We start from the raw sequence: 25,468 nt of genomic DNA, 5'->3' as shown, positions 1-25,468 counted from the left end.
CCCGCCCCGGCAGTCTGGCGATGCTGCGCGCGTCCGCCTGCCGTTACCGACCGGACGCGGGTGCGCTCGCCTGCCTCGCCGAATGCCTACGCCCGACTCGCTCATCAAGGACATCATGACGCACGACGCCAAGCCCCAACCTCACGATCCCGCGCTCGACGCCGACCTCGCGCACGACGACAACCCGAGCGATCCGTCGCGCCGCCGCCTGCTTCAAGGCCTCGCCGCCATCGGTGCGGCCAGTGCGGCGGGCGCCACCACGGCATTGACCGGCTGCGCCGCCGAGGGCGGTGCCGGCGCGCCGACGAGCGTCGCCGCTGGCGGCACGTTCGACGCCCAACTCAAGGCCAACATCAAGACGGTGGTCGTGATCTATCTCGAGAATCGCAGCTTCAACAATCTGTTCGGCGATTTCCCCGGCGTGGAGAAGCCCCTCTCGAAGGTGCCGGCGTCGGTCTACACCCAGCTCGATCGCGACGGCAAAACCCCAATGCCGCTTTTGCCGCCGATCTTCGAGGGTCTCGTGCCGCGCGCGCAGACCGTCGGCGGGAAGAAGTACCACATCACCGAGAAGGACATCGCGCGGGCGCCGAACGCGCCGTTCATGCTCAAGGACGCCGAGGGCCAGTTGCTTCCGACGTCCGTCATCACGCGCGATCTGTGGCACCTGTTCTGGCAGAACCAGATGCAGATCAACGGCGGCAAGAACAACCAGTTCGCCGCATGGGCCAATTCGGGCGGTCTGACGATGGGTTACTACGGCGAAACGGCCAAAACGCTCGACATGTACAAGATCGCGCAGCAGTACACGATGTGCGACAACTTCTTCATGGCGGCTTTCGGCGGTTCGTTCCTGAATCACCAGTTCCTGATCGCGGGACGTCCGCCCGTGTATCCGAACGCCGCGCAAAGTCCGGCGAAGGAGAAGATCGCCGTGCTGGCCGATGGGCCGCAAGGCGTGCGTCTGGCGGTGTCGCCGGAGTCGCCCGCCTCGGCGGCCGGCGGTCCGCCGAAGTTCGTGCGCGACGGTGCCATCACGCCCGACAACTTCGCAGTGAACACAATGATGCCGGCTTACCAGCCGTCGCCGATCAAGCCCGCTGCCTCGGGCGACAAACGTCTGGCCGATCCGTCCAACCCCGCCACGCTGCCGCCGCAAACGTTCGCCACCATCGGCGACGTGCTCTCGACGAAAGGCGTGTCGTGGGCCTGGTACGCGGGCGCGTGGCAGTCGGCGCTCGATCACAAGGGCGGTGCGGACAAGCCGAACTTCCAATATCACCATCAACCGTTCAACTACTTCGCGCAGTTCGCGCCCGGCACGGCCGCACGCGAGATGCATCTGCGCGATGGAGGTGAGGGCGACAGCCCGATCGCGAACAAATTCATCGCCGACGCCATTGCGGGCAAGCTGCCGGCCGTCACCTTCTACAAGCCGCAGGGCAACCTGAATCAGCACGCAGGGTATTCGGATGTGGAATCGGGCGACCAACACGTGGCGAACGTGCTGGCCCACCTCATGAAGTCGCCGCAGTGGCAGAACATGATGGTCGTGATTACGTACGACGAGAATGGCGGTTGGTGGGATCACGTCGCGCCGCCGCAGGGCGACCGCTGGGGGCCGGGCTCGCGCGTTCCGGCACTGGTGGTCTCGCCGTTCGCCAAGCGCGGCAACGTCGATCACACCTTCTACGACACCACGTCGATCCTGCGCTTCGTCACGCGCCTGTACGATCTGCCGACGCTCGAAGGCATCGCCCATCGCAACGCCGCCTTCGCGGCGCGTGGTGCCATGCCGCCGGGCGATCTGACGAAGACGCTGTCGTTCGCTTGAGGATGGTTAAGGTTGGCGTCGCGCGTGCAGGGCGATGGTTTTGATGACTTCGATGTACGTGTATCGCAACTGAGCAAAAGGGCATCTGCGTGTCCGCCCCTCCCGATCTTTTGGGAGCGGTTCCACGCGGCTGCCCTTTCCGTTTTCCGTGGCGCGCGGCAAGTAGCGCATGCCCTCGGCGGGATCGATCAGCCCTGCCCGTCGAGTTCGTCCGAGCGCAGCAGCAGTTTGTCGAGCAGTTGCTCGTACACGCGCATCTCGTCATCGGTCAGCGTGTCGAACAATCGGTCGTAGTGGGCGCGCGCCGCATCGATCACCACGCGCCACACTCGCTCGCCTTCTGGCGTGAGCGTGACCTTGACCGCGCGGCCGTCGTGCTCGTCCGGCGCACGACGCACCAGCCCACGCGACACCAGCCCGTCCGCCCCCCGGCTCGCCTGACTCTTGTCGAGATTCGCGCGACGCGCCAGCTCCGAGTTCGACAACGCCCCCGCCGTGCCCACCGCCGCCAACACGCGCGACTCGGCCAGGCTCAATTGCGCCGTGTCCGCATACGACTGCGCGATACGTTTGTCGTGCTGCTTCATCAGGCGGTGCATCTTGTACGTCAGGAACTGGTCGAGCGATTCGTGGACAGGCCGCATCTCAGTGTTTTTCCCTAGTCGAAAAGGGTCGATATTTGGTTGCGAGCGCAACATTAGCACACTAGAATGGTTGCGTTAGCAACTATATGCTCAATGGCGCTTTCGCCATTCGCGCTGCGCATCCGGCGTCTCCCCGCTGACACGAGACCCGCTGCGCACGCGCCGAGCTGAATTTTTGGGTGCCGCATCATGCATCGACCAGAGACCACCCCGCGCGCGTCGCTTTATCACGCGTACCGCGTCCATCCGCATTTTGCGCCGCAGGGCGAGACAACCCCAGATGTCCCTGTCACCGTCGTGGGCGGTGGCCCCATCGGCATGGTCACGGCGCTCGCGCTGGCACGCCACGGGGTGCGCTGTGTCGTGCTTCAGGCCGAGCAGCAAGTCTCGGAAGGCAGCCGCGCCATCGTCTTCACGCGTCGCTCGCAGGAGATTCTGCAAGCCGTGGGCGTGGCCGACGCCGTGCTCGCCAAGGGCCTGCCATGGACCAGCGGCAATTCGTACTATCGCGGTCAGCGGGTCTTCCGCATGGAATCGCCGGTGGATGAGGACGACCGCTTCGCGCCGCTCATCAACTTGCAACAGAACGTGCTCGAGAGCTATCTGGTGGATGCCGTCGAGCGCCAGCCGCTCATCGAGATGCGATGGGGCAACAAGCTCGTCGGGCTCACACAGGACGAGCACGGCGTGGCCCTGCGGATCGACACGCCCGAGGGCGAGTACACGCAACGCACGCGCTGGCTCGTCGCCGCCGACGGCGCGCGCTCGACGGTGCGCACCGCGCTGGGCCTCCGTTTTGAAGGGGCGAGCTACGAAGGCCGCTTCGTCATCGCCGACATCCGCATCGATCTCGATCTGCCCACCGAGCGCCTGGCATACTTCGCCCCCGACTGGAATCCCGGCAACACAGTGCTCATGCATCGCGAGCCGGATGGCATCTGGCGCGTCGATTATCAGTTGCCGGCGTCGGAGACGTCCGAGCACGCGCTGCAACCGGAGACGATTCGCGAGCGCATCAACGCGCAGCTCGACATGATGGGGCTCGGCGGCACGCCGTGGGAACTCGACTGGTGTTCGGTCTATTCGGCGCGCGCGCTCACGCTGCCCGACTATGTCCACGGACGCATTCTCTTCGCGGGCGACGCCGCTCACCTGCTGCCGATCTTCGGTGTGCGCGGGGCCAACACCGGCTTCCAGGACGCTATCGATCTGTCGTGGAAAGTTGCCGCGGTTGCCAAGGGTGCGGCACCGGCCTCGTTGCTCGCGTCGTACACGCACGACCGCGTGGGCGCGGCGCGCGAGATCATCGCGGAAGCCGGCAAGAGCACGCGCTTCATGACGCCCCCCTCACATGGCTTCCGTGTGTTGCGCGACGCCGTGCTCGAGCTCTCGCTCGATCACGAATTCGTGCGGCCGCTGTTCCACTGGCGCACCTCGCGCGCGCACGATTATCGCGACTCGCCGCTCAACAGCGCCAACGACGACAACGCGCGGATGACGGCGGGGCCCGGTGTCGGTGCGCCAGCCCCGAACGTCAAGCTCGGCGACAACGACTATCTGTACGACCATCTCGGCGCCGCGTTCCATCTGCTGACGTTTGGCGACATCCCGCTCGACGACACCGTGCGTCACGCACTCGCGACGTGGCGCGAGCGCGGTGTGCCCGTGAAGGTCATCGCGTTCTCATCGTCGCGAGGCGACGTGACGGGCGCGGACCTCACGCTGCCCGATCCGACGGGCCACGGCGCGACGAAATACGGTGCCGCCAACGGCACGGCGTACCTCGTGCGTCCCGATCACCATGTCTGCGCTCGCTGGCAGCAGCTCGATGCCACGCGTCTTGCCAGCGCGCTCGCACAGGCGACGGCCCACGCCTGAGCCGTCACGTCACACAAGGAAGCTCTGCCATGACCGCCCAACAAACCGCCATCGCCGGACTCGAGGAGATTTACGACACCCTCGCGCTGGCCATCGACGCCGCACCGCACGACAAGCGCGAGCTGCTGCTCGCCAAGGTCGTTCTGCTGTTGGCACACGAGATCGACGATCCGCAGCGCGTGATCGACTGCATTGAGCAGGCCGCCCGCAGCGCGCAGGAATAAGCACGGTTCCCTTCGGCGTCCGCCCTCGATGGCGGGCCCGTTTTCATCACACCGCCACACAATATTCGAGGCGGGGAGCGTTGGAGAAGACACCCATCATGAGTCGTATCACGTCTGCCGCCGGTATCGCCGGCGGAATCGCTGCATCCGCATCGCCCGCCGCTGTCGCCCTCGATGGCACGCCGGCGTCGCCGTCTCTTCCGAACGAGGCCCTGGAGCGCGAAGTCGTACGCAAGGTCTCGCGCCGCCTGCTGGGTTTCCTGTTCGTGCTGTTTCTGTTTTCGTTTCTCGATCGCATCAACGTCGGCTTCGCCGCGCTCACGATGAGCCAGGATCTGAAGCTCACGAGCACGATGTTCGGCATGGCCTCGACCGTGTTCTACCTCACATATGTGCTGTGCGGTGTGCCGAGCAATCTGATGCTGGTGAAGGTCGGCGCGCGTCGCTGGATCGGCACGATTCTGATCGCGTGGGGTTTCGCGTCGAGCGCCACGATGTTCGCGCACGATGCCACGAGCCTCTATCTCATTCGCGCCATCGTCGGCATTACCGAGGCGGGCTTCCTGCCAGGCATGTTGCTCTACATGGGCGACTGGTTCCCTTCGGCCGCGCGCGCACGCGCCAATGCCTGGTTCATGATCGCCATGCCGGTGACGTCCGCACTTGGTGCCGCCGCATCGGGCTATTTGCTGCGGCTTGACGGCGTGGGCGGACTCGCCGGCTGGCAGTGGTTGTTCGTGCTCGAAGGACTGCCGACGGTGTTGCTCGGCGTCGTCACCTGGTGGTACCTGGACGACAAGCCCGCCGATGCACGCTGGTTGAGCGTTGCCGAAAAGCGCACGCTCGATACGATGATCGCCCGCGACCGCGCCGCCGCGCTCGCCCAACAGACGGGTCGTGCGGCGCACGCGGGCGACCGCATGTGGCGCGCGGTCGTCACACCGAGCGTGGCGAAGTTCGCGCTGGGGTACTTCTGTCTCGTCAATACGCTTTCGCTGGCATCGTTGTGGATTCCGCAGATCGTGAAGAGCTTCGGCACGACGAGCAGCAACGTGACCATCGGCCTGCTCGCGGCGATTCCATCGGTCTGCACGATAGCCGGCATGATCTGGTGGGGACGCCGCTCCGACCGGCTGCAGGAACGCCGCTGGCACCTCGTGCTGCCCATGCTCTTCTCCGCGGCGGGCTGGGTCGTCACGTGCTTCGCGCCGGAGCCGTCACTGCGCCTCGCCGGGGTGGCGATGGCATCGACCGGCGCCTACACCGCCATGGCGATCTTCTGGACGGTGCCCGACCGCAGTCTCGCCCCGCATACGCGCGCCCTCGGACTCGCGGTCATCAATGCCGTCGGCAATCTCGGCTCGGCGCTCAGTCCCATTGTCGTGGGCGCGCTCAAGGACTGGACGCATTCGTTCACCTCGGGCCTGATGTTCGCTGCCGCGAGCCTGCTCGTGGGCATTGCGGTGCTGTGGTTCGCACCGCTGGGGCAGCGTCGCGGCAACTGCTGATCCCGGTCAAGGCATGGCGGACGCCGTTCCGGGCCATAATGCGAAACGTCTTCGCGTTCAAGGAACCCCGTCATGCCAGTGACCCCCGCCGTGGCCGCTCAAGGCCCCACGCTCGTCGTTCTGATCGACGCCGATAACGCCGCGCCCGCCATCGTCGAGGGCCTGCTCACCGAAGTGGCCAAGTACGGCGTGGCGAGCGTGAAGCGCATCTACGGCGACTGGACCAAACCCAATCTCGACGGCTGGAAGAAGTGCCTGCTCGAACACTCGATCCAGCCGATCCAGCAGTTCCGCTACACCGTCGGCAAAAACGCCACCGACAGCGCCATGATCATCGACGCGATGGATCTGCTCTACACGGGACGCTTCGACGGTTTCTGTCTCGTCTCGAGCGACAGCGATTTCACACGACTCGCCTCGCGCATCCGTGAGCAGGGACTGATCGTGTATGGCTTCGGCGAACGCAAAACGCCGCAACCGTTCGTCACCGCCTGCGACAAGTTCATCTACACGGAATTGCTGCGTCACGACGACGAGCGGGACGACGACGACGACGCCCCGGCGCCGCGCAAGCGCCGCAGCGCGTCGGACCTGAAGCGTGACACGCGCCTCGTGCGACTGCTGCGTAACGCGGTGACCGGCGTGTCGGATGAGGACGGGTGGGCGAGCCTTGGCCCCATCGGCAGCCATATCGCGAAACAGGCGCCGGACTTCGACGCGCGCAATTACGGCTTCGGCAAGCTGAGCGACCTCGTGACGACCATCGGCCTGTTCGAAGTCGAGCAGCGCACAGGCAGCGGCGGGAACAAGAGCCTCTGGGTACGGATCAAGCCCAGGCGCGGCACGGCGAAACGCGGCGAATGAGCGCACTCGAAACTTTTTTCGACGATATCGCGCGAAACACTTGTCAGGTTCCGGAATTCCCCCTATACTCGCGGTCTTTCTAGGCTCGTAGCTCAGCTGGTTAGAGCACCACCTTGACATGGTGGGGGTCGTTGGTTCGAGTCCAATCGAGCCTACCAACGAATCAAAAGCACAAGGCGTTGCGCGTTTTCGCGTAACGCCTTTTGTTTTTTCCGCGACCGCGCGCAGGCCATCGCCCGCGTTACAAAACGACACATCCCCGACAAACTGGTAGCACCTGCTGCGCGGGGTCATCGATACACTGGCTTCAATGGTTCGACGACTGGCATCTGGATGGGAAAGCTTCCCCGCTTGCACCGCCGTCGCGAATCGATCCGACTCACTGGCTTCATTGCCCACGCGCACGCAGTCGCGCCATGCCATCAACCGATGCATCGACCTGCGAGCGCCATTGGAGGACATCATGAAACGCATGCTTATCGTCGCTGCCCTTGGTGCTGCCGCCGCTGTCGCTTCGAGCGCGGCGTCGGCCCGTACGGACATTGGCGTCTATCTGGGCCTGCCCATGCCTGTGGTTGAAGCGCCGCCGGTCTACGTGGCACCGCAGCCTGTCTATGTGCAGCCGCGCCCCATGTACGAAGCGCCGAGCCCGGTTGTCTACTACGGTCGCGACCGCTGGGACGACTGGCGTGATCGCCGCTGGGAAGACCGTCACGATCGCGGCCACCACCGCGGTTGGGGCTGGCGTCACGGCGACGACGACTGATCCCACAACGAACGAAGCGGTCCGCCGATTGGCGTCGGCGGGCTTTTTACGCGGGAAGCGGCACTGTCGCTTTCCGCGTTCTTTTGTTCATCGCATCGACACGTCGCGCAACTCCCGCTTCATCCACTCCACGAACACGCGCGTGCGCGAGGGCAACAGTCGCGCGTGGGGATACACGATATTGACCGGCCGCGCCGGTCCTTCGTAGTCCTTGAGCACGCGCACGAGACGGCCGTCGGCCATTGGTGCAGCGACCTGATATGAGAGGAAGCAGCCGTAGCCCAGCCCGTCCAGGCACGCGTCGATGGCCGTGAGGCCATGGCTGACCTCGAGATTGCCGTCGACCGGCACGACGAACTCGCGCCCTCCCTCCCAGAACCGCCACTGTCCCAAACCGCCACCCTGCGAGCGGATGCAATTTTTGCCCGCCAGGTCGCGCGGGTGCATCACTTCCCCTTGCTCGACCAGACACGCCGGACTCGCCACCACCACGCGACGAATTGCCCCGAGGCTTTGCGCTACGAGCGTGGAGTCGTCCAGCGGCGAGATGCGAATCCCGACGTCGATGCCTTCCTCCCAGAGATTCACCACGCGATCGTTGAGCAACAGACGACATTTGACGGCTGGGTAGGCGCGCAGGAAGCGATATAGCGCGGGCGCGACGTGCAACTGCCCGAAAAGCACCGGCGCCGTGACCACGAGCGTGCCGCTCGGCGCCTCGTGCCGCGCGGCCAGCCGCGCTTCTGCCTCCTGGAGTTCGCTCAGGATCTGGCGACACGTGTCGAGATACGTCCGCCCCTCTTCGGTGAGCGCGATGCGGCGCGTGGTGCGATTGAGTAGCCGGACGTCGAGCGATGTCTCGAGCGCCGCCAGCGTGCGCACGACCGCAGGGAGCGAGGAATCGAGCGCGCGCGCCGCCGCACTCAGGCTGCCCCGATCGACAATGGCAACGAACGTCTGCATGGCACGAAGTTTATCCATACCGCGCATCATTACTCCGAATATTGGAGCAGTCAAATCAACTCTTCGGCATTTATCCAAAAATCGGCTTGATGGAGAATGGGTCCATCGCGCGACACACCTGAGAGCAGGACTCACGCGGCCTCGCTCACCATCGGAGACATTTCATGGCCCACCCCGCCGAAACGCACGCCCCCTCGCCTGTACCGTCCTTGCGCCCGACACGTCCGATTCGCCTGTATCGGCATGCGCTGTCAGGCCATTGCCATCGTGTCGAACTGATGCTGCACCTGCTGGATCTGCCGTACGAGACCATCGACATCGACCTCATGGCCGGCGAGCACAAGCAACCGGCGTTTCTCGCCGTCAACCCGTTCGGGCAAGTACCCGCCATCGACGATGACGGGCAGGTGATCGCCGATTCGAATGCGATTCTCGTCTACCTCGCAAGCCGTTACGATATACAGGGCACCTGGTTGCCCCGCAACCCCGTGACGGCCGCCACGGTGCAGCGCTGGCTGTCGGTGGCCGCTGGCGATCTGGCCTTCGGGCCGGCGGCCGCGCGCGTGGTGGTCGTGTTCAAGCGTTCCATCGATGCCACGGCCATGATCGAGCGCGCCACACTGCTCCTGTCGCGCATGCAGGCCTACCTGTCGGCACCGCAGGCGACGCCGTTTCTCGCGGGCGCCGCGCCGACGATCGCCGACGTGGCGTGTTACACGTATCTCGCGCATGCGCCCGAGGGCAACGTCTCGCTAGGACCGTATCCGGCCGTGCTTGCGTGGTTGGCCCGTGTAGCCGCACTGCCGCGCTTCGTGCCAATGGTGTCGAGCGCTTGCGGCTTGAACGCCGCCTGAGCCTCGGGAGGACATCATGAATGCATCCGAATCATCGTCCGTGCCCACGTCGCCGTTCCATGCAGGCGAAATCGCTGTGCAGACACTGGCCGGTTCGCGCGAAGCGATAGCGGATGTCGGGGCGCGGGTGATCCGCACGGCGATGCCCGATCAACATCGTCAGTTCTTCGCGCAGTTGCCGTTTCTGGTCGTGGGTGCGCTCGACGCGCGGGGGCAGCCCTGGGCAACGCTGTTAAGCGGCACGCCAGGGTTCGCCCAGGCGCCTGACCCGACGTTGCTGCGAGTGAATGCTTTGCCGCCCGCTACCGATCCGTTGTACGGCGCCGTGACGCCAGGCGCGCCGGTGGGCGTGTTGGGGCTCGAGCCGTCAACACGCCGTCGCAATCGTGTGAACGGACAGGTCGTCGACGCGGATGCGCAGGGCTTTGCGATTCGCGTTGCGCAGAGCTTCGGCAACTGCCCCCAATACATCCACAAACGCGACGTCACGCCGCAAGCGCACGCCGCACCGGCGCTTGCCGAGCCGCCGCAGACATCGCTCGACGACGATGCGCAATGGCAGATCGCCAGCGCCGACACGTTCTTCATCGCCACGCATTACGCGGGCGACGGCGCGACCGATCGCAGCGCCGGCACGGACGTCTCGCATCGCGGCGGCAAGCCGGGCTTCGTGCGTGTCGACGATGCCAACACGCTGACGTGGCCCGACTTCCGTGGCAACGCCTACTACAACACGCTGGGCAATCTGCACGCCAATCCGAGGGCGGGACTGGTGTTCGTCGACTTTGCGTCGGGCGACTTTCTGCACGTGGCAGGCGACGCGGAAATTCTTTGGCAGGACGAAACGGCGAGCGGCTTCGCCGGCGCACAGCGGCTTGTGCGCATGCGGGTGCGCGAGGTTCGGCGCGTGCATGGTGCGCTGCCGGCCGCGTGGCGCGATGGCGAGACGTCGCCGAGCGTCGATCGCACGGGCGCGTGGCCAACGGCGTGACGTCATGTGTTGGTCTCGTGCTTGCCGTCCTCAAAAGCACCGTGTAAAGTGTGTTCACGCCCGTCGAGTGACGGGCGTCGCTTTTCTTCTCATCGATCCATGACTGCTCACACGTCCCTCCGACTTGCCGTAGCACCGCCGCAACGCGCGGTGGGCTCACGGCTGCGCGGACGTTTTGCGGCAGTCGCGCCTCCCCCGCCTGCAGGCGTGGCACCCCCGCTGGGGTGGTTGCGGTCGCAGTCGTCGGCGCCGTGGCCTGACGCCACCGTTGGCGCGCTGGGCGATCGTCGCCCGGCTCAATTCCTTTTCATCCGAATTTCAGTTTCGATCCGCCTGTCCGCGCATCGTGCGTCGAGCGACATGACACGTTGTCATGTCGCACCGGCGCCGACATCGCGTCAGGGGAACCGGCAACGTTGAGCCGGTTCCCCTGACGTGGCGCCCCGGCAGGCTGGACATCCTGTTCAGGGGAAGATCGATGCAATCAGAAGGTCTCGCGTGGCGCCGGCACGGCGCCACGCTCTTGTTTGTTCTGCTATGGAGCGGCGGCGCACTGGCTGCCAAATGGGGGCTGGCGCATGCGTCGGCGTTTGCGTTTCTTGTCATTCGGCTGGGGGTGGCGCTGGCTGCGCTCACACTCATCGCACTGACGCGCCGCCAATGGCGGCCGGCCGCGAACACCCGGTGGCAAGTGGCGGGCACCGGTGTGCTGCTCATTGGTGGTTATCAGGCGGCGTACCTGCTGGCGCTCTCGCATGGCATCACGCCCGGCGCGCTCGCCACGGTGCTGGGCGTGCAGCCGATTCTCACGCTCGTGGCGCTGGAGCGGGCGCATAGCGTGCAACGTCTCGCCGGGCTGGCCGTCGCCCTGGCCGGTCTTGCGCTGGTCGTCGCACAAAGCCTGATGTCGGCGCGACTGTCGGAGGCGGGCTCGCTGTGGGCGCTGGCCGCGCTGGCGTGCATGACGCTTGGTACCCTCGCGCAAAAAGGCTCGCGACAAACGCCGCTCGACGTACTGCCGCTGCAATACGCGGTCGGGTTCGCGCTGGCGTTGCTCGTCGTGCCCACGCAACCGTGGCACGTCGACGCGTCGCTCGGTTTCTGGTTGCCGCTGCTCTATATGGCGCTCGTGATTTCGGTCGGCGCGACGCTGCTGCTCTACCGCATGATCGCCACGGGCAATCTCGTCACCGTCACCAGCCTGTTCTATCTGGTGCCCGTGGTCACGGCGCTGCTCGACTGGGGCATCTTCGGCCACCGTCCCACGGCGCTCGCCGTCGCAGGCACGGCCGCGATCCTGCTGGGACTGCGATTGGCGCTTCGATAGGCCGCTCGCGCGTCATCTCGGCTAAGATTGTCGGCTACCGGGTGACAATGCTGGGGTGAATCCCCTCGTTGTCACCTGGATCTTCTTATGACTGGGAGCTTGCGGATGGATTTACTCGACGACATGCGGATCTTCGTCACCGCGGTCGATGCCATGAGCTTTACCGGCGCGGCGGCGAAGCTCGGCCTGTCGAAACAGTTCGTGAGCCGCCGCATCTCGTCGCTGGAGCAGGCGCTTGGCGTACGTTTGTTGTTGCGGACGACGCGGAGACTCGCAGTCACGGACCTCGGCCGCGTCTATTACGAGCGCGCGCGGCGCATTCTCGACGACGTGGAGGCGGCCAACCTCGCCGTGAGCAGTCAAGCGGAGCGCCCGCGTGGCAATCTCCGGGTCTCCGCCCCCATGTCATTCGGCACGATGTTTCTCGGATCGGTCATCCCGTCGTTTCTCACGACCTATCCGGACGTCACCATCGAACTGGAACTCAACGACCGCACCGTCGACATCATCGGCGAAGGCTACGATGTGGCGGTGCGCATCGGTGCACTGGCCGATTCGTCGCTGATCGGCCGGGCGGTCGCGCCCATGCGCATGGTGACCTGCGCCAGCCCGCGGTATCTGGAGGCGCACGATGCGCCGCAAACGCCGGAAGCGCTGCGCGAGCACGCCCTGCTGCCCTATGGGCATAGCCAGCGCGTGAGTTGGACTTACACGCGAGACGGTCATCCGGTCGAGATTCCGGTGACCGGGCGCCTGCGCGTGAACAACGGCGAACTGGCGCGCGACGCCGCCGTGGCCGGGCTCGGCATCACGTGGCTTCCGGTGTTCATTGTCGCGCCCGCCTTGCTGAGCGGGCGGCTGGTCACGGTCCTCGACACGTTCGCACCCGCCCCGTCGGCGATCCACGTGGTCTATCCGCAGCATCGTCAGGCATCGCTCGTGATTCGCGCGTTTTCCGATTTCCTGTCGTCCGCATGCAGCGTGGCCGGTACTCAGTGGTGACCCTTTGGGCGATGTTTGGCGTCCCGACGCACGGGAATCGGCCGTCAGACTTGACCATCCATAGCCCGGACAGGGATACTTGACAGGTTAAAAACCCAGCTTTTCCACGCCGATGACCACGATTCTGCAACACATTCCCACGGGACAACGAGTCGGCATCGCCTTTTCGGGCGGTCTCGACACCAGCGCTGCGCTGCTTTGGATGCGCCAAAAGGGCGCGATTCCGTACGCTTACACGGCCAATCTGGGTCAGCCGGACGAACCGGACTATGACGAAATCCCGCGCCGCGCCATGGGTTACGGCGCCGAGAACGCCCGTCTGATCGACTGCCGTGCGCAACTCGTGGCCGAGGGCATCGCCGCCCTGCAATCGGGCGCGTTCCACATCTCGACCGCCGGCGTCACGTACTTCAACACCACGCCGATCGGCCGCGCCGTCACGGGCACGATGCTCGTCGCGGCAATGAAGGAAGATGACGTCAACATCTGGGGTGATGGCAGCACATACAAGGGCAATGACATCGAGCGCTTTTACCGCTACGGTCTCTTGACCAACCCGGGCCTGCAAATCTACAAGCCGTGGCTCGACCAGACGTTCATCGATGAACTGGGCGGCCGCAAGGAAATGTCGGAATTCCTGATCGCCAACGGCTTCGATTACAAGATGTCGGTCGAGAAGGCCTATTCGACGGACTCGAACATGCTCGGGGCGACGCACGAAGCCAAGGACCTCGAGCATCTGAATTCGGGCATCAAGATCGTGCAGCCGATCATGGGCGTGCCGTTCTGGCGCGACGACTGCGCGATCAAGGCCGAAGAAGTCACCGTGCGTTTCGAAGAAGGCCAGCCGGTGGCGCTCAATGGCAAGACGTTCGCGAGCGCCGTCGAGTTGTTCGAGGAAGCCAATCGCATCGGCGGCCGTCACGGTCTGGGCATGAGCGATCAGATCGAGAACCGCATCATCGAAGCCAAGAGCCGTGGCATCTATGAAGCCCCGGGCCTCGCGCTGCTGTTCATCGCGTACGAGCGCCTGGTCACCGGCATCCACAACGAAGACACCATCGAGCAATATCGCGAGAATGGCCGCCGCCTGGGCCGTCTGCTGTATCAGGGCCGCTGGTTCGACCCGCAAGCCATCATGCTGCGCGAGTCGGCACAGCGTTGGGTGGCACGTGCCGTGACCGGCGAAGTGACCGTCGAGCTGCGTCGCGGCAACGATTACTCGCTGCTCAACACGACGTCGCAGAACCTGACGTACAAGCCCGAGCGCCTGACGATGGAAAAGGGCGACTCGGTGTTCACGCCGCTCGACCGTATCGGCCAGCTCACGATGCGCACGCTCGACATCGTCGATACGCGCGAGAAGCTCATGACCTACGCCAAGGCCGGTCTGCTCACCGCATCGAGCGACGACGCCCTGCCGCAGCTCGAAAGCAAGAAGGACTGAGTCGGCCAACGCTCGCGTTGCCTTTCGGGGCGCTGCGAGTATCGCCCGCCACAACAGGCGGCGCGCCCTGAAAGGAGCGCGCCGCCTTTGTTTTTGGTCTGTCACGGTTCACGCGCTAAGATAGCGTCAAAATCAGCCACATCCCCAATCCTCACGCATTCGGGGTGCGCGCCGTGTCCCGTCTCGCGGACAGGCGCATGCGATGGAGACCCTGCGTTGGTACGCTTGATATTGCTGTTGCTCGGCGTCGATTACTTGCGCCGCCGCGCCCTCGCCCTGATCTGGATCGGGGCGATTTTCTTCGCTTTCGGGCTGGCGCTGATCGTCGATGCCCTCGACGGCGTGGTGCACTTCCCGCTCAACGTGTTCGCCTGGCTGCTGCTGCTCGAAGGCCTGGCGACGCTGGCCATTGTCAGCATCGGCGTCGGTGGCCAGCGCATCGTGCGCGGACTCAAAGGCGGCACCTTCACCCTCGCCGCGTTGCTGGTGCTCTTCTTTCATCAACAGCACGGTAACTTCTGGCTGTCGATGCTGTTCGGTACGTTATTCCTCGCCGATGGACTGCTGCAATGCGTGGCGGCCTATGTCGTGCGGTATCCGCGCTGGGGCTGGGCGACGGCGGGGGATTGGTCGAGATTGCCGTGGCGATCTTCTTCTATCAGCCGTATCCGACGCACTACAAGGGCACCTTGCCCTACGCCATCGGGCTGGGGCTCGCGTTCACCGGGTGGAACTTACTGGTCCTCGCCATGCGCGCGCGGCGCCTGCGCCGCGACTTCCGCGTCGAGCAGATTCTCGGCAGCCCCAGCGACAAACGCGGCTTGTGGAAGAATCGTCCCCGCGCACCGCGCTGGGAGGGCCCGCCCGCCGACGGCGAACCCGCGTTGACGGTGCACGTCTGGACACCATCGGGCTCGTCCAAGGCCCCAGCGCGCCGTCACCCGGTCATCGATCGTTATATCGCCGCCGTCGACGGGAATGGCGTGATCTCGACGGGTCACGCCGCGCTGGAGAGTCACGAAGGCGTGTATGTGAGTCTGTATCCCGCCAAGGAAATCGACCGTTCTCCGGATCAATTCGGGCAACTGCTGCGCGCCACGCGCGAGAATGACGTCCCCGGTGTGTTCCAGCCGGACTATGCAACGGAATCGAAGGCCTGGTGTGCGTCCACCGTCAAGGTGCGCATTCGCAATTACAGCCCGCGTCAGCTAGGCACGTTCTGGCAGGCTTACCGTCAGAACGCCACGTATAACCTCACGCACCGCAACTGCTCGAGCAGTGTGGCCAAGGCGCTCGAGGCCGCGATCGAAGGCCGCGTGGGTCAACTGCCCGGCGGGGCGGATGCCGGGTGGTGGACCTTCGTGCGCCTGTGGCTCACGCCCGAGCTGTGGGTCGCCGCGCAACTGCGCAAGCGAGCCGAGACGATGGCGTGGACGCCGGGTCTGGTGCTCGATTACGCGCGTGCCGTGAGCATGCTCGTCGATCCGCGTCCGTTTGGCTGGATCACGATGTCGTCGCTCGCGCTGCGGCGCATGCGCCGGGCGCGTCGCGCGTGGCGGGAGGCCGCCGATCAGGCGAGCGTCGCACAAGCGCAGGAAAATCGGCCGTAGCATGGCCGACGGAACACGGAAACGCCCGAGACATCTGAATGGCGACGGCGTAACGTCATGGGTACGACGCAAGGCAGTGGCAGCAGGTCCGCGGGCGACGCGTGAGCTTCACTCACGCATGCTTCAGAAGCACAACTCAATACGAGGACAGTTCAGCATGTTCCATCGCCTGTGGCGCTTTATCAGCGCCGCCCTGTTTGCCAGTCTGGTCATCGGCCGCGCGGCCCACGCGATCACGCCCGAAACCGCGCCCGCCACCCTTCCGCACGGTGCCATCGTCGACCGGCAGCCGCTCGATGCCGACCACGGCTTGCCCGAGGCCGGCGAGCAATTCCGCATTCGTTATAGCTCCATCGATGGCGTGGGTGGCATTGAAGCGCGAGAAGACACGGGTGCCGTCTTCCTTCCCAAAGGACCGACACCGCCCGGTGGCTGGCCGGTCGTTGTGTGGGCACACGGCACGGTGGGCGTCGCCAGCGCGTGCGCGCCGTCGCTCAACGTGCGCAGCCAGCGCGACATGCAATATCTGGGCACGTGGCTCTCGCTCGGCTTCGCGATCGTGGCCCCGATTACGCGGGTCTGGGCTCGCCCGGGCTGCACCATTATCTGAATTCGCGTGCGCAAGCCTACAGCGTGCTCGACAGCCTGCTGGCTGCACGCAGCGTCTTCCCGTTGCAGAACCGCGTCGTCCTCGTCGGGCAATCGCAGGGCGCGCACGCGGCGTTCTCGGCCGCCGGTTATCAGCCGCAATACGCGCCGGACGTCAAAGTGATTGCAACCGTGCTCACGGGCACGCCGTATTTCAACGCGCAGACGTCGGCCGCCATGCTGTTCGCAAGCCAACCCGATCCGGGCGCGCCGGATCCGAAGATTCCGTACGCGATGTACCTGTTCCTGTCGGCGGCCGACCGCGATCCGACGATGCAGGCGTCGCGCTACTTCTCACCGCAGGCGTTGCCTGTGCTGAACGAAGCCCGCACGCTTTGCATCGACGAACTGACCGATCGCTCCACGGCCGCCGGCCTGAATGCGGGCAACAGCATGCAGCCGGATATCCAGCAGCTGCTCGACAACCAGACGCCGTCACTGCGCTACCCGACGCTGCACATCAAGCATCCGGTGTTCATCGGCATGGGCATGAACGACATCGACGTGCCGGTCATCATGCAACAAGCATTTGCGCGCGATGTGGCCCAAGCTGGGACCACCACCGTGGTGCGTACGTACGAAGGGCTCGATCACGATGCGACCGTCAATCCCTCGCTGCGCGATTCGGTGCCCTTCGTCCTCGACCTCATGTCGACAAGAAAGGGTGCGCACGCACAATAATTAGAGGGATGCCTCGAAGTTTTGAGTCGGGAAGGTGGAAAGACTTATGGAGAGCAACTGTAAGTAGCTGATTTTATTGTTGTTATTTTGCGTTGCATAAATGCAACATGCGGGTAACTACGTAAAATTACATATGGTGCGTCGCAGCACGGCGTCCTATACTGAACTCGTCTCCTCCATGTCTCCTCCTGATATGGATTAAGCCCGCCATTCGCGGGCTTTCTTTTTTTCTGCGGCCGGAATTCGCTCGACCGTCCGGCGCGGTCATGCCCCAGCGCGCTCAGTCGATAGCGGCCGCACACGCGTCCGTCGGCGTGGCCAGCACGCCCCCCACGCCCGGAATGATCTTCAGCCCCGCCGACGCCACCCGGCAGGGGGCAGCCATCAATCCACACCCTGACACCGACGTCACGAACGGAAGAATCGCGAACAAGGCCCACCACCGGCGCAGATTGCGCGGGGCGGGTTTCGACGCCAATGTCGCGTCCCCCACGTCGGGCGTGCGGAGCGATTGCCCGTCGACCGTTACCGGGCGGGAGCGCGAAGCGTCAATGGTGGGATGGGGCATCGGGGGCGCAGCGTCATTAGGGGGTGTCCTGATAAGGGCGGAAGGCCAGTCGTTCATGTGATTTGCCGCGGGCGTCGCAAAGCGAGCGAGGCGACGTGGCTCAGGCAGCAGGCGTCGTGTGGCCGATGTATGTGAAGCGCGGCACCGGACCGCTGTCCGTCTCCACCGGTTCATTCCAGATGCGCAACAGACGGGTGCTCATGGGTAGCCCTTCGCGCGGGTACAGCCGCGTATAGACGACCACCGGCTCATCGGTCTCATCGGCGCGGGCGACGCCTAGCGCGAGATAACAATTGCCTTTGTAGTGACGGTAGACACCCGGGCGGAACGCCTCGATTTCCGGCGTGGATTCCGCCGACGACGCGGACACATTCGATACCATCGTTCTCTTCTCCTGCTGACCACAACCGGATACGGTCCGGCAAAAAATGCTCGCTGAAGTTCCGCGTCAGCGCGGCACCGCGATCCCTACCGATTTTGCGAGCGGCGCAGGCGAGATGCCCGAAGCGCCACGGAACGGCTCATCGAGGTTGACGATCAACGCGATCACCATCCCGATCGCGCCCATGTGGATCGCGATGATGAAATGGCTTTTCCACGAGCCCGGATACCGGCCGTTCATCGCCATCGCCGCCAGCATGAAGAGCGCGATGACCCACCAGAACACGTCGGGCACGGTTTTCGTCGAGTTTTCGAAACGTCCTTGACGGGCCTCTTCCAGCCGATCGAGCAAGGTCCGGATCGAACTGGCGCTGTCCTCGTGTTTCGCGACCACCCGGCGCGTAGCCCCGACAAACGCCGTCAATGCCGCTTCGGTCACGGGCGACAGATCCGGGTCGGCGGTGCTCAACGTCTTCCATTCGTCGGTGACGGCGGACGTCACGTAGCTGCGCAGCAATACGCGCGCCGCCTGTGCATCGCTGTCGCCAACCGCCTTGAGTTCTCGATCGAGACGTCGGACCACCGACGCCTCGCGCAGCGCCTGATCGTCCGCATGGCCGAGGTTGGCACGCACGTCGGTCAACACATGGGCGAGCACGAAAACGATGAACGCGAGCAGGCTACCGTGGACGACATCGGATACCGTGCCGCGCACCTCTGACGGATCGGCCAATCGATCGAACAGCCAGACACGCGCCAGCCACGCGACGACCACGGCGAGCAGCGCCGTGCCGATGGCCATGCTGACGAGCAACAGCCCCGTCGGCATCAACGTCATGTGGTTCACCACCCATTGCATTCGCGTTCCCCCGCATCCGTCTCGACAAAGCTTTGCGAAACTTTCAAGGCGACGGTAAGCCCTGCACCGCCGCCGATGCGGCGACTATACCTGATGCGCGCAATACGGCCTCAAGACCACGCGTTACGAAGCTTGCGAGCGACATCGATATGCACGGTCACGTCGCCCACCGGCCTTCGCGGCACCTCGCCCTCGCGCGGCTTCGGGAGAATTTCGTACAGCGGCAACATCGTGTCGGAGACGAAACGGCTGCGCGTGCCGTACACGTGGCGATCGCCCATTCCCGTTTGCTGATGCACATAAAACCGCTGCGGCACGACCAGTTGCAGCGATTCCTTCGCGCGCGTCATCGCCACATACAAGAGCCGACGCTCTTCCTCGATGTCCTCGTCGTCGCCCGTGCTCATGTCGGACGGAATGCAGCCGTCGACGACGTTGAGCACATAGACCGAGCGCCACTCTTGCCCTTTCGCACTGTGGATCGTCGACAGAATCAGGTAGTCCTCGTCGAGCAACGGCGGGCCGGATTGCGCACTCGTGGCGTCGGGAGGATCGAGGGTCAGCTCGGTCAGAAACTGCTCACGCGACCCATACGTGCCCGCAATGCGGGCGAGCTGTTCGAGGTCCGCCTGGCGCACGGCCGCGTCGTCGAAGCGTTGTGTCAGCAGCGGCGCATACCAGCGCAGCGCCAAATCGACATCGGCCGGCCACGACAGCCGCGTGTCGTGCAACGCGATGAAGACGTCGACGAACGCGCGCCAATCGGCAGCGGCCGCCGACGGCGGCTTGAAGCCCGCGAGCACCTGCGCGGGCGCGGCGGAGGCTGACATGGCGTCGAGCAAACGCGTCGCGCTCACGGGCCCGATGCCGGGGATCAACTGAGCCACACGAAACCCCGACAACCGGCTGGCCGGGTTGTGCGCCCAACGCAGGATCGACAACATATCCTTGACGTGCGCCGCTTCGAGAAACTTCAAGCCGCCGAATTTCACGAACGGGATATTGCGGCGTGTGAGTTCCAGTTCCAACGCCGCGCTATGGCTACCGGTGCGGAACAGCACCGCCTGCTGCATCAATCGGGTGCCGGTCTCACGTTGGGCGAGCACCTGATCCGCGACCCAGCGGGCCTGTCCCGACTCGTCGCTCACATTGACGAGTTGCGGCAGATGCGTCGATTGCCGATCGGTCCACAATGCCTTCGCGTAGCGCTCGTTCGACTCGGCGATGACGGCATTGGACGCATCGAGAATCGGTTGTGTCGAACGGTAATTCCGCTCGAGCGTGACGACATGGGCGGGCTCGGCAAATTGCCCGGGAAAGTCGAGGATGTTTCGGATGGTGGCCGCGCGGAACGCATAAATCGACTGCGCATCGTCCCCCACGACGGTGAGGCCGCGCCCGTCGGGTTTCATCGCGAGCAGGATCTGCGCCTGCAGCCGATTGGTGTCCTGGTATTCGTCGACGAGCACGTGGTCGAAGCGCTCGCCCAGTTCGCGCGCGAGTTCCGGCGCGCTCATCGTCTCGGCCCAGTACAGCAGCAGATCGTCGTAATCGAGAACGTGCTGCGCTTGCTTCGCGTCGACGTAGGCACCGAAGAGCGTCTTGAGCTGCGCCTCCCATTGCGCGCACCATGGGAAGTGCTTCGCGAGCACTTCCGCAAGCGGTGCCTGACTGTTCACTACGCGCGAATAGATCGAGAGGCATGTGCCCTTGAGCGGGAAGCGCGACTGCGTGGCGGACAAGCCGAGGTCGTGGCGCGCAAGGCCCAGCAAATCCTCGGCATCGCTGCGGTCGTGAATGGTGAACGCTTCCGACAGGCCGATGCGCGTTGCCACATCGCGCAGAATGCGAGCGCCAATGGCGTGAAACGTGCCGGCCCACGGTAGCGACGGCGGTTGCGACGACGCCAGCCCCAGCACCTTTTGCAGCACCGCGCCCACGCGTCGCTCCATTTCGCCGGCGGCGCGACGCGAGAACGTGAGCAGCAAGATACGGTTGGGGTCGGCCCCGCGCACGATGAGGTTGGCGACGCGATGCGCAAGCGTACTGGTCTTGCCCGAGCCGGCGCCGGCGATGACGAGCAATGGCCCGCCGGGCGCGCCATCGTCACCGACACCGACACCGACACCGACACCGACACCGTAGTCGACGGCTTCGCGCTGGCGGTCGTTGAGTTCGGCCCACGGATCGCGGGCAGGGGCGGTCGTCTGTTCGGACATGCGAGGTCTGGGAGCGCCATGAAAATGCAGGCCGTGGCCCGCAAGTACGCTCATCGAGTACTGTATATTTATACATTATAACGATGGCTTCGACGCCCATCGAGCCTCCTCGGAACCCGTTCGGAAATTGGGACGAATTCCGGCTGTCGCCCGTCTGACGGCCCACTTATCTACCTCATGACGATTCGTACCGGCACCTCGTCCTGGACCGATCCGACGCTCATTGCGTGCGGACGGTTCTACCCGCCGGGCGTCGATACGCCCGAGGCGCGGTTGCGTCATTACGCGTCGCAGTTCGATCTGGTCGAGGTCGACAGCAGCTACTACCGGCTGCCCGACGCCGCCATGGCATGGCGCTGGACGCAACGCACGCCCCCGTCGTTTCGCTTTCACATCAAGGCATTTCGGGCGTTCACCGGCCATACGACGCCGCGCGCGGCACTGCCGCGCGATATCGCGCAGGCGCTGGGTGCGGGGGACGACGCAAGCGCAGGGCCAGATGGCCCGCTTGCGTCGCTTGGATCGCTCGCGCCGCACGACCTCCCCGCGGAACTTCGCGACGAACTCTGGCGACGCTATCTCGAAGCCATCGAGCCGTTGCGTCAGTGCGGGAGACTGGCGGCCATTCACTTCCAGTTCTCCCCGCGCGTGCAGAACGACCGCGCAGGGCGCGCGCAGGTCTTCGAGACCGCGCGTCGGCTCGATGGCGAACGGCACGCCGTCGAGTTTCGTCACCGTAGCTGGTTCGACACGCCGTCGCGCGAAGCCGCCACGCTGGCCATGTTGCGCGAGACAGGGGCGGCCCACACCATCGTCGACAGCCCCGGCGGATTCGACAACACCGTGCCTGCGGTCTGGGCGACAACGCGCGACGATCTGTGCGTCGTCCGCCTGCATGGCCGCAATGCCGCCGCCTGGAACCGACGGGGCGTCGCCGCCTCCTCGGGACGCTTCGTCTACGAGTACAGCGCGAGCGAGTTGATCGACATCTCGGCGCGCGTCCAGCGACTGGCCGCGACCGTCGACGACACGCACGTCCTCTTCAATACGAACCACGAAGATCAGGGGATGAAGAACGCGTCGGCGTTCGCGCGCACGCTCACGACGCTTGCGAGCGGCAACCTTTAGGGGTGCTGCGCGTCGTCGGTCGGCCGGGCGCTTGCCTTGAGCGACTTGCGCCATGCGGGCAGGTCGCCGAGTCGCGCGCCCTCCGGTACGGCACCGTGCTTGCCGGACCCGACGCGTTGTGCGCGATAGATGCCCGTGTGCCCCGAGCACAGATACGCCAGTACGCACGCAATCGCGGCATAGCCGCCGATCTGCGGGCCGAAGATTTCGATGGCCATCAACGTCGAGGCGATGGGCGTGTTGGCCGCGCCCGCGAACACGGCGACAAAACCGACGCCCGCGAGCACCGCCGCCGGCAACGTCAACACATGCGATAACGCGTTGCCCAGCGTCGCGCCGATATAGAACAGCGGCGTGACTTCCCCGCCCTTGAAGCCCGAGCCGAGCGTGACGACGGTGAAGACCGCCTTGCCGAGGAAGTCATACCACGGCAACGACGTATGAAACGCGTCGACGATGGTCGGGATGCCCAACCCGAGGTACTGCGGCGTGCCCAGCACTGTGGCCGCCACGGCGACCAGCAGCCCGCCGGCGAATGGGCGCAGCGGGGCGTAGGCGATACGCCGCTTCATGTAGGCCGACGTGGCGTGCGTCGCCTGTGCGAACGCCATCCCGGCGAGTCCGCACAACACCCCAGCGGCGGCGGCACTCAGCGCCCCGGTGATCGACATCGACGCGGCGAACGCGCCCGGCGCAATCGTGTACGCGGTGTGATGCACGCCCCAGGCGCGCGTAACAGCATCGCCCACGAGCGCCGCGACGAGGCACGGCAACAGGGCGTCGTAGCGCAGGCGTCCGATGGCGAGCACCTCCAGGCCGAACACGGCGCCGGCGAGCGGCGTGCCGAAAACCGAGGCGAAGCCTGCGGCGATGCCCGACATCAGCAGCACACGACGCTGCTCACCGGACAGACGGAAGACATGCGTGAGCTGGTCGGCCAGCGCGCCGCCCATCTGCACGGCCGTGCCCTCGCGCCCGGCGGACCCGCCGACCAGATGCGTGACAACCGTGCCGAACAACACCAGCGGCGCCATGCGCAACGGCACGACACGCCGCGGATCGTGAATCTCGTCGATCAGCAGATTGTTGCCGGCTTCGACGCTCGCGCCGAGCCGCAGATAGAGCCAGCCCACTGCGAAGCCGGCCACAGGCAGCAACCCGACCAGCCAGGGTGGACCAAGCGGGTCTCGGTCGCGAGATCCAGCGCGACAAGAAACAGGGCCGACGCACTGCCGGCCATGATGCCGACGAGCGCCGCGAGCGAACTGGCGCGTGCCGCGCGCGGCAACACGCCGAACAAGTCGCGCAAGGGAGAGTCTTGAAACATCTTCATGGTGTCCAACAGGGGGACGAGCGACGCCGTCGACAAATTGCCTGAACACTGCCGAGAATGAGAGAAACGCTCGCGCGCATAACCCGCAATCTCCCGGCACGCCAGGATCTTGCAGGCATCATCAGCCCCGGGGAGGGGCGGTTTGCGAAACGAACGCCGGAGGTATGCCATCTCCGTGAAGCAGCCGACATGCTATCAGGAAGCGCAAGCCCTAACAACGCGTGACATTCGATGCGCCGAAACGCCGGAGATATTCACGGCAGTCTTTGGCGAGCGTGCGACCGATTTCCTGCACTTGATGGGCAGCTACGACCCCGAGCGGGCGGTCGTCAAAGCCGGCACCGCAGTGCCCGATATCATCGCCAATCTCAACGACGCCACCCGTGCGTTGCGTCGCGCAACGCCCACGGCGCAGCGGATCCTTGCGCGCAATGCCAAACTCGACGTCGAGCCCTACATGCGTGAAAACGATTGGGACGCTGCCTGGCACCGTGACCCGCCGCAGCCGACAGGGTCGTACTGAATCGCCGAGCGCTGCGCCCGCGTCACTACCGGTACGATCCCTACCCTCAGGCGGCCAATGCCCGGCACTGACCGACGACACGCTCGAAGCACGCCGTCGCGAAATCGACCGACGCTTCGGTCGTAAAGCGCCCGAGGCTCACACGCACCGTGCGGCTCGCGGCGTCGTTGTCGAGACCCATGGCACTCAGCACGTGAGACGGCTGCCCCGACGCCGAGTTGCAGGCCGACGTCGACGACACGGCCAGGTTGCCGTTGAGCATGAAGGTGGCGAAACCCGGATGCCGCACCGTCAGGCTCAACGTATGAGGGATACGCTGCGCCGCCGCGGCGTTGTGCACGATGCCGTCGAGCCGCAGTACGCCATCGAGCAGGCGGCGACTCAGTTGCGCGATGCGCGCGTTATCGGTCGTCATGGCCTGCATGGCAAGCTCGCATGCCGTGCCCATGCCGACGATCTGATGCGTCGCCAGCGTGCCGGAGCGCAGGCCTCGCTCGTGACCGCCGCCATGCATCTGCGGGGCGATGCGCGTCATGACCTCCTGGCGCACGTATAGGGCACCGATACCCTTGGGGCCGTAGACCTTGTGCGCCGACATCGACATCAGGTCGATGCCCATCGCCTTGACGTCGATGGGGGTCTTGCCAAGCGCCTGCGCCGCATCGACATGCAACAACGCCCCGGCCGCATGCACCACCTTCGCGACGGCCGCCACGTCCGTCAGCGTGCCGAGTTCGTTATTGACGAGCATGACCGACACCAGTCCGGTGTCGGGCCGCAGCGCCGCCGCCACGGCATCGGCGGTGATCTCGCCCGTGGCCGACGGCGTCAGATACGTGACGGATGCGCCGCGCGATGCCAGACACGCCATCGTGTCGAGAATCGCCTTGTGTTCAAGCGCGCTCGTCACGAAATGTGCGCGCGACTGCCCGCGTTCCGCATAGCCTTTGAGGGCGAGATTGTTCGACTCGGTCGCGCCGGACGTCCACACGATCTCGGCCGCCTCGGCCCCAATGAGCGCCGCCACCTGGGCCCGCGAGTGCTCCACCAGACGGCGCGCCCTCACGCCCGCCGCATGCGAACTCGAAGCCGGGTTGCCGAAGACGCCGTCCACCCCGAGACAATCGGCCATGGCGGCAATCACGGCGGCATCCGCCGGCGTCGTGGCCGCGTAATCGAAGTAATGGAGTGGTTCTCTCTCGCGCATGATCGGCCC

20 protein-coding genes, 1 tRNA gene, 4 pseudogenes and 1 riboswitch are annotated in these 25,468 nt (G+C 65.2%); of the genes and pseudogenes, 17 read left to right on the top strand and 8 right to left on the bottom strand.

Annotation, left to right across the window (positions count from 1 at the left end):
- Nucleotides 1-115: 115 nt before the first annotated feature.
- A complete protein-coding gene (locus DRB87_RS01855) occupies nucleotides 116-1,834 on the top strand; it encodes an acid phosphatase (protein WP_130027666.1) in 1,719 nt (572 codons plus the stop codon).
- Between the two features lie 188 nt (nucleotides 1,835-2,022).
- Here DRB87_RS01855 and DRB87_RS01850 read toward each other — a convergent pair whose 3' ends face one another.
- The gene (locus tag DRB87_RS01850; protein WP_165385221.1) at nucleotides 2,023-2,478 is read right to left on the bottom strand and encodes a MarR family winged helix-turn-helix transcriptional regulator; all 456 of its coding nucleotides are present in this window, start codon (nucleotides 2,476-2,478) and stop codon (nucleotides 2,023-2,025) included.
- Nucleotides 2,479-2,667: 189 nt separating this feature from the next.
- Here DRB87_RS01850 and DRB87_RS01845 point away from each other — a divergent pair, with 189 nt between their 5' ends.
- The 6 genes and pseudogenes from DRB87_RS01845 (at nucleotide 2,668) to DRB87_RS01820 (ending at nucleotide 7,718) form a co-directional block, all read left to right on the top strand.
- Nucleotides 2,668-4,356: an FAD-dependent monooxygenase gene (locus DRB87_RS01845; RefSeq protein WP_130024650.1), complete on the top strand. Its 1,689-nt coding sequence runs from the start codon at nucleotides 2,668-2,670 to the stop codon at nucleotides 4,354-4,356.
- 29 nt (nucleotides 4,357-4,385) lie between these two features.
- Nucleotides 4,386-4,580, top strand: a complete 195-nt coding sequence (locus tag DRB87_RS01840; protein WP_130024649.1) for a DUF2783 domain-containing protein — start codon at nucleotides 4,386-4,388, stop codon at nucleotides 4,578-4,580.
- Nucleotides 4,581-4,678: 98 nt separating this feature from the next.
- Nucleotides 4,679-6,088 (top strand): MFS transporter, encoded by a 1,410-nt coding sequence (locus tag DRB87_RS01835; RefSeq protein WP_206100058.1) that lies wholly within the window; start codon nucleotides 4,679-4,681, stop codon nucleotides 6,086-6,088.
- 72 nt (nucleotides 6,089-6,160) lie between these two features.
- Nucleotides 6,161-6,949: pseudogene (locus DRB87_RS01830) on the top strand (NYN domain-containing protein); the annotation flags it as partial.
- 84 nt (nucleotides 6,950-7,033) lie between these two features.
- Nucleotides 7,034-7,110, top strand: a tRNA-Val gene (locus tag DRB87_RS01825).
- A gap of 305 nt (nucleotides 7,111-7,415) precedes the next feature.
- Entirely contained in the window at nucleotides 7,416-7,718 is a 303-nt protein-coding gene (locus DRB87_RS01820) for a hypothetical protein (RefSeq protein ID WP_130024647.1), read from the top strand.
- Nucleotides 7,719-7,805: 87 nt separating this feature from the next.
- Here DRB87_RS01820 and DRB87_RS01815 read toward each other — a convergent pair whose 3' ends face one another.
- A complete protein-coding gene (locus DRB87_RS01815) occupies nucleotides 7,806-8,699 on the bottom strand; it encodes a LysR family transcriptional regulator (protein ID WP_130024646.1) in 894 nt (297 codons plus the stop codon).
- 146 nt (nucleotides 8,700-8,845) lie between these two features.
- Here DRB87_RS01815 and DRB87_RS01810 point away from each other — a divergent pair, with 146 nt between their 5' ends.
- The 8 genes and pseudogenes from DRB87_RS01810 to DRB87_RS01780 all read left to right on the top strand — a co-directional run bounded on the left by DRB87_RS01810 (nucleotide 8,846) and on the right by DRB87_RS01780 (nucleotide 17,241).
- Nucleotides 8,846-9,535 carry a glutathione S-transferase family protein gene (locus DRB87_RS01810; protein WP_130024645.1) on the top strand — a complete coding sequence of 230 codons (690 nt, stop codon included), beginning with the start codon at nucleotides 8,846-8,848 and terminating at the stop codon, nucleotides 9,533-9,535.
- 16 nt (nucleotides 9,536-9,551) lie between these two features.
- Nucleotides 9,552-10,526 (top strand): pyridoxamine 5'-phosphate oxidase family protein, encoded by a 975-nt coding sequence (locus tag DRB87_RS01805; RefSeq protein ID WP_240756141.1) that lies wholly within the window; start codon nucleotides 9,552-9,554, stop codon nucleotides 10,524-10,526.
- 478 nt (nucleotides 10,527-11,004) lie between these two features.
- Nucleotides 11,005-11,853, top strand: coding sequence for a DMT family transporter (locus DRB87_RS01800; RefSeq protein WP_130024644.1), 849 nt, complete (start codon nucleotides 11,005-11,007; stop codon nucleotides 11,851-11,853).
- A 105-nt stretch (nucleotides 11,854-11,958) separates the two neighbouring features.
- Complete coding sequence (locus tag DRB87_RS01795; RefSeq protein WP_130024643.1) at nucleotides 11,959-12,855, top strand: LysR family transcriptional regulator; 897 nt, start codon at nucleotides 11,959-11,961, stop codon at nucleotides 12,853-12,855.
- A 112-nt stretch (nucleotides 12,856-12,967) separates the two neighbouring features.
- On the top strand, nucleotides 12,968-14,302 hold the full coding sequence (argG, locus tag DRB87_RS01790; protein WP_130024642.1) for an argininosuccinate synthase: 1,335 nt from the start codon (nucleotides 12,968-12,970) through the stop codon (nucleotides 14,300-14,302).
- 216 nt (nucleotides 14,303-14,518) lie between these two features.
- Nucleotides 14,519-15,912, top strand: a pseudogene (locus DRB87_RS01785) (HdeD family acid-resistance protein).
- A 157-nt stretch (nucleotides 15,913-16,069) separates the two neighbouring features.
- Entirely contained in the window at nucleotides 16,070-16,522 is a 453-nt protein-coding gene (locus tag DRB87_RS23195) for a hypothetical protein (RefSeq protein ID WP_206100057.1), read from the top strand.
- The gene (locus DRB87_RS01780) at nucleotides 16,447-17,241 is read left to right on the top strand and encodes an alpha/beta hydrolase (RefSeq protein WP_206100056.1); all 795 of its coding nucleotides are present in this window, start codon (nucleotides 16,447-16,449) and stop codon (nucleotides 17,239-17,241) included. The genes DRB87_RS23195 and DRB87_RS01780 overlap by 76 nt, the downstream gene beginning before the upstream one ends.
- A gap of 280 nt (nucleotides 17,242-17,521) precedes the next feature.
- On the opposite strand, the gene DRB87_RS24070 is transcribed toward DRB87_RS01780, so the two are convergent.
- The 4 genes from DRB87_RS24070 to DRB87_RS01760 all read right to left on the bottom strand — a co-directional run bounded on the left by DRB87_RS24070 (nucleotide 17,522) and on the right by DRB87_RS01760 (nucleotide 21,268).
- Nucleotides 17,522-17,692, bottom strand: a complete 171-nt coding sequence (locus DRB87_RS24070) for a DUF6726 family protein (RefSeq protein ID WP_315973487.1) — start codon at nucleotides 17,690-17,692, stop codon at nucleotides 17,522-17,524.
- A 217-nt stretch (nucleotides 17,693-17,909) separates the two neighbouring features.
- Complete coding sequence (locus tag DRB87_RS01770) at nucleotides 17,910-18,191, bottom strand: DUF1653 domain-containing protein (protein ID WP_130024640.1); 282 nt, start codon at nucleotides 18,189-18,191, stop codon at nucleotides 17,910-17,912.
- Nucleotides 18,192-18,257: 66 nt separating this feature from the next.
- Entirely contained in the window at nucleotides 18,258-19,049 is a 792-nt protein-coding gene (locus DRB87_RS01765) for a DUF4239 domain-containing protein (RefSeq protein ID WP_130024639.1), read from the bottom strand.
- Nucleotides 19,050-19,159: 110 nt separating this feature from the next.
- Nucleotides 19,160-21,268, bottom strand: a complete 2,109-nt coding sequence (locus DRB87_RS01760) for an ATP-dependent helicase (protein WP_130024638.1) — start codon at nucleotides 21,266-21,268, stop codon at nucleotides 19,160-19,162.
- Nucleotides 21,269-21,445: 177 nt separating this feature from the next.
- Here DRB87_RS01760 and DRB87_RS01755 point away from each other — a divergent pair, with 177 nt between their 5' ends.
- Entirely contained in the window at nucleotides 21,446-22,396 is a 951-nt protein-coding gene (locus tag DRB87_RS01755) for a DUF72 domain-containing protein (RefSeq protein WP_130024637.1), read from the top strand.
- On the opposite strand, the pseudogene DRB87_RS01750 reads toward DRB87_RS01755, so the two are convergent.
- Nucleotides 22,393-23,729: pseudogene (locus tag DRB87_RS01750) on the bottom strand (voltage-gated chloride channel family protein). The gene DRB87_RS01755 and the pseudogene DRB87_RS01750 sit on opposite strands and share 4 nt — an antisense overlap.
- Before the next feature lie 105 nt (nucleotides 23,730-23,834).
- Nucleotides 23,835-23,913: riboswitch (Fluoride riboswitch) on the bottom strand.
- 114 nt (nucleotides 23,914-24,027) lie between these two features.
- Here DRB87_RS01750 and DRB87_RS01745 point away from each other — a divergent pair.
- Complete coding sequence (locus DRB87_RS01745; protein ID WP_130024636.1) at nucleotides 24,028-24,252, top strand: hypothetical protein; 225 nt, start codon at nucleotides 24,028-24,030, stop codon at nucleotides 24,250-24,252.
- A 49-nt stretch (nucleotides 24,253-24,301) separates the two neighbouring features.
- Here DRB87_RS01745 and DRB87_RS01740 read toward each other — a convergent pair.
- A pseudogene (locus DRB87_RS01740) lies at nucleotides 24,302-25,459 on the bottom strand (cysteine desulfurase family protein); the annotation flags it as partial.
- Nucleotides 25,460-25,468 lie beyond the last annotated feature (9 nt).

The sequence above is a fragment of the Pandoraea sp. XY-2 genome (assembly GCF_004193915.1).
Classification (GTDB): Bacteria; Pseudomonadota; Gammaproteobacteria; order Burkholderiales; family Burkholderiaceae; genus Pandoraea; species Pandoraea cepalis.
The sequence above is the reverse complement of the archived record's forward strand: the minus strand, read 5'-3'. Positions and strand labels throughout refer to the sequence as shown.

What these genes read in the sequence shown, in the direction of transcription:
- DRB87_RS01855 (WP_130027666.1), top strand. Translation starts at nt 116, where the DNA reads ATGACGCACGACGCCAAGCCCCAACCTCACGATCCCGCGCTCGACGCC.
- DRB87_RS01850 (WP_165385221.1), bottom strand. Translation starts at nt 2,478, where the DNA reads ATGCGGCCTGTCCACGAATCGCTCGACCAGTTCCTGACGTACAAGATG.
- DRB87_RS01845 (WP_130024650.1), top strand. Translation starts at nt 2,668, where the DNA reads ATGCATCGACCAGAGACCACCCCGCGCGCGTCGCTTTATCACGCGTAC.
- DRB87_RS01840 (WP_130024649.1), top strand. Translation starts at nt 4,386, where the DNA reads ATGACCGCCCAACAAACCGCCATCGCCGGACTCGAGGAGATTTACGAC.
- DRB87_RS01835 (WP_206100058.1), top strand. Translation starts at nt 4,679, where the DNA reads ATGAGTCGTATCACGTCTGCCGCCGGTATCGCCGGCGGAATCGCTGCA.
- DRB87_RS01820 (WP_130024647.1), top strand. Translation starts at nt 7,416, where the DNA reads ATGAAACGCATGCTTATCGTCGCTGCCCTTGGTGCTGCCGCCGCTGTC.
- DRB87_RS01815 (WP_130024646.1), bottom strand. Translation starts at nt 8,699, where the DNA reads ATGGATAAACTTCGTGCCATGCAGACGTTCGTTGCCATTGTCGATCGG.
- DRB87_RS01810 (WP_130024645.1), top strand. Translation starts at nt 8,846, where the DNA reads ATGGCCCACCCCGCCGAAACGCACGCCCCCTCGCCTGTACCGTCCTTG.
- DRB87_RS01805 (WP_240756141.1), top strand. Translation starts at nt 9,552, where the DNA reads ATGAATGCATCCGAATCATCGTCCGTGCCCACGTCGCCGTTCCATGCA.
- DRB87_RS01800 (WP_130024644.1), top strand. Translation starts at nt 11,005, where the DNA reads ATGCAATCAGAAGGTCTCGCGTGGCGCCGGCACGGCGCCACGCTCTTG.
- DRB87_RS01795 (WP_130024643.1), top strand. Translation starts at nt 11,959, where the DNA reads ATGGATTTACTCGACGACATGCGGATCTTCGTCACCGCGGTCGATGCC.
- argG (WP_130024642.1), top strand. Translation starts at nt 12,968, where the DNA reads ATGACCACGATTCTGCAACACATTCCCACGGGACAACGAGTCGGCATC.
- DRB87_RS23195 (WP_206100057.1), top strand. Translation starts at nt 16,070, where the DNA reads ATGTTCCATCGCCTGTGGCGCTTTATCAGCGCCGCCCTGTTTGCCAGT.
- DRB87_RS01770 (WP_130024640.1), bottom strand. Translation starts at nt 18,191, where the DNA reads ATGGTATCGAATGTGTCCGCGTCGTCGGCGGAATCCACGCCGGAAATC.
- DRB87_RS01765 (WP_130024639.1), bottom strand. Translation starts at nt 19,049, where the DNA reads ATGCAATGGGTGGTGAACCACATGACGTTGATGCCGACGGGGCTGTTG.
- DRB87_RS01760 (WP_130024638.1), bottom strand. Translation starts at nt 21,268, where the DNA reads ATGTCCGAACAGACGACCGCCCCTGCCCGCGATCCGTGGGCCGAACTC.
- DRB87_RS01755 (WP_130024637.1), top strand. Translation starts at nt 21,446, where the DNA reads ATGACGATTCGTACCGGCACCTCGTCCTGGACCGATCCGACGCTCATT.
- DRB87_RS01745 (WP_130024636.1), top strand. Translation starts at nt 24,028, where the DNA reads ATGGGCAGCTACGACCCCGAGCGGGCGGTCGTCAAAGCCGGCACCGCA.